The organism is Vibrio sp. 10N.261.52.A1 (assembly GCF_002876325.1).
Classification (GTDB): Bacteria; Pseudomonadota; Gammaproteobacteria; order Enterobacterales; family Vibrionaceae; genus Vibrio; species Vibrio chagasii.
The window spans coordinates 1-2,376 of the sequence record NZ_MCYD01001394.1; the positions used below are offsets into that span (position 1 = coordinate 1).

Consider the following 2,376-nt stretch of genomic DNA (forward strand, 5'->3'; position numbering starts at 1 on the left):
AGATATTATTCATTTTAATTCAGTTGCTTACATTAATTTTTAGGTGTCAGTAAAATTGACGATGACTGTTTTCGTGGACTAGTGTGCAACAGAATCAAGATCGCTTATCATTAATAAAACACATCATTGAGCGGTGTTTTATAGCGCGGTGAAGGGCATTAGCGCTTGGAATAGTGGGAAAGAAAGGATGACGATGAAGTTTGATGATATTAGCGACAGCGATTTGTGGGCAATCGCTAACCCTATTATGGATAATTTGATGGAGGGCTCAACCAACGTGGATCATGCCCAACATTGTCGCGACTTTACTCAACGAATGAAGGACATAGTGACACCTGAGTATTTAGAAAAGGTGTGCCATCATTATCAACACAGCAACGGCTTTTTTGCAGAGCGCGAACCTGTTGCGGTGTTTAGGCGTTCTGATTCCGTCGCTTTTATATGGAAGCAGGCATACACCATTGCCAAAGGCGAATTCGTTGCTGAAATGGTGCTAGTTGAAGAAGACGGACGTTATCTAGTGGACCATGTGATGGTCTTCTAACCAGCCTCAATTAGAAATCGAACAAGTAATCACTTAGCTGGTCTGCGAGCCAGTTCATACCTGGGTGTTCTGCCATTCCAGCTGCCGTAAACATGCAGTAATCTTCTTGCGTTAGGCCGTAGGTGTGTTTGATTACTGCTAATTCTTGCTCACGCAGCAGATGACGTATCAGCGGCTCTGGCATTACGCCCCATGCGTCTTCACGCAAAATTGTATCTAGCATAAAGTCAAAGCTAGAGAAACCAATGTAACGACGAGAGAAGGGCTCAAGCTCTGGATTATCTTTTTCGTTGAGATAAACCATGGTCGCTTGCATCGAATTTCTTAGCACTTCGTCGGAGACACGGCGCATTGCACTTAGATCATGCCCTTTCTTACACACAGACATCATCCGAATCTTACCAAGTGGGTTATAGATGATTCGTGGGTCATCTACACGTTCGTAATCAACACCGAATGCAAAATCAACTTGTTGAGTTTCTACTAGGTTGGCTAAGTCACCACTCGATGCAAGAACGAAGTTGAAAGAGGTAGAAGGGTACTTATTGTTCAGCGTGTGAGATAAATCTTGCCACATTTCATCGGGCAGAGAATCATCGCGAGCAATCCATATCTCGGCGTTGAACTCACCAGAAACATGGAGGCAGGTTTGTTTAATACGCGCCGCTGTCACTAACATTCCTTCGCAATCTTTATAGATGGCTTTGCCTGCTTCAGACAGCTCGACGTGGTTGCCGCTGCGTACGAAAAGTTCTACATCTAACTCTTTCTCCAAGGCTTTGATAGACATACTAAGCTTGGTTCGGTTGCATTCTAGCTGCCGTGCAGCTTCAGAGACTGATCCTAAATCAGCAACAGAACAGAAGGCTTGGACTTGAGAAAGGTTCATTTCATTTCCAGATTAGGCGGGTATTGGTGCATATTATATTGAATATTGTGCTGGCTATCTTAGAAATAGTCCATCTTTGCATGATAACTCTATGACGAATTGACTAATTTAGTTTACTCTGGGCAGGTTCCGAACCTACAAGAAGTAAAGATGGAGGCCATGATGGCGAAACAATGGGACGAGTACGCCGTTGATTGGGATAAAGATCCCGCGACCGCAGTATTCGCACAGTCCGTATTTGACCAGTTAACACAGCTCGTTGATATAAACGGAACCCGTGTCCTTGATTTTGGTTGTGGTACAGGACTACTCAGCCAAAAAATATCTCCTTTAGCAAAAGAGATCATCGCACTCGACATGTCTGAGGGGATGATTGAAGAGCTAGATAAGAAAGAACTACCCAACGTTGAACCGGTTGTTGATATTCTATCGCGCGGGCTAGCAGCGCAGCATCCAGCATTCAGAAACCAGTTTGACTTAGTGGTGGCATCGTCGGTTTGTGGCTTTCTCCCGAACCTACAAGACACAGTTAGCCTAATTTATACGCTACTCGAAAACGATGGCACATTTGTTCACTGGGACTGGTGCTTAGAAAACGACAGCGATGATTACGGCGTAAGCCCTGAGCGTTCAGAGAACGTATTGAGTGCTGCTGGATTTTCTGTTGTGGAAGTATCGACACCTTTCTCAGTTGATACCCCACAAGGCAAGCTAAAAGTGCTGATGGGCGTTGGACGTAAGTAATTCATTTGAAGCTTATGGCTAAGTGATTAACAAGAACTAAAATCCAAAGCCCGTTTTAGCAAACCAATTAAAACATAAATAACCGAACCCACATCAACGGTCTGAGTGCCAGTTATGTGGGTTTTCTATTTCTAGTAACCTCGATAACTTATGTTTTAAACGTGTGATTTCTGGGAATTGGAAAACGCTAATTACAAAT

3 protein-coding genes are annotated in these 2,376 nt (G+C 43.7%); 2 read left to right on the forward strand and 1 reads right to left on the reverse strand.

Annotated elements, in window-relative coordinates:
* Positions 1-193: 193 nt before the first annotated feature.
* Positions 194-544: a hypothetical protein gene (locus tag BCT81_RS28240; protein WP_008218874.1), complete on the forward strand. Its 351-nt coding sequence runs from the start codon at positions 194-196 to the stop codon at positions 542-544.
* A 10-nt stretch (positions 545-554) separates the two neighbouring features.
* Here BCT81_RS28240 and BCT81_RS28245 read toward each other — a convergent pair whose 3' ends face one another.
* Positions 555-1,433, reverse strand: a complete 879-nt coding sequence (locus BCT81_RS28245) for a LysR family transcriptional regulator (RefSeq protein WP_063522763.1) — start codon at positions 1,431-1,433, stop codon at positions 555-557.
* A gap of 162 nt (positions 1,434-1,595) precedes the next feature.
* Here BCT81_RS28245 and BCT81_RS28250 point away from each other — a divergent pair, with 162 nt between their 5' ends.
* Positions 1,596-2,177: a methyltransferase gene (locus tag BCT81_RS28250; RefSeq protein ID WP_102426582.1), complete on the forward strand. Its 582-nt coding sequence runs from the start codon at positions 1,596-1,598 to the stop codon at positions 2,175-2,177.
* Positions 2,178-2,376: the final 199 nt, after the last annotated feature.

What these genes read in the sequence shown, in the direction of transcription:
- BCT81_RS28240 (WP_008218874.1), top strand. Translation starts at nt 194, where the DNA reads ATGAAGTTTGATGATATTAGCGACAGCGATTTGTGGGCAATCGCTAAC.
- BCT81_RS28245 (WP_063522763.1), bottom strand. Translation starts at nt 1,433, where the DNA reads ATGAACCTTTCTCAAGTCCAAGCCTTCTGTTCTGTTGCTGATTTAGGA.
- BCT81_RS28250 (WP_102426582.1), top strand. Translation starts at nt 1,596, where the DNA reads ATGGCGAAACAATGGGACGAGTACGCCGTTGATTGGGATAAAGATCCC.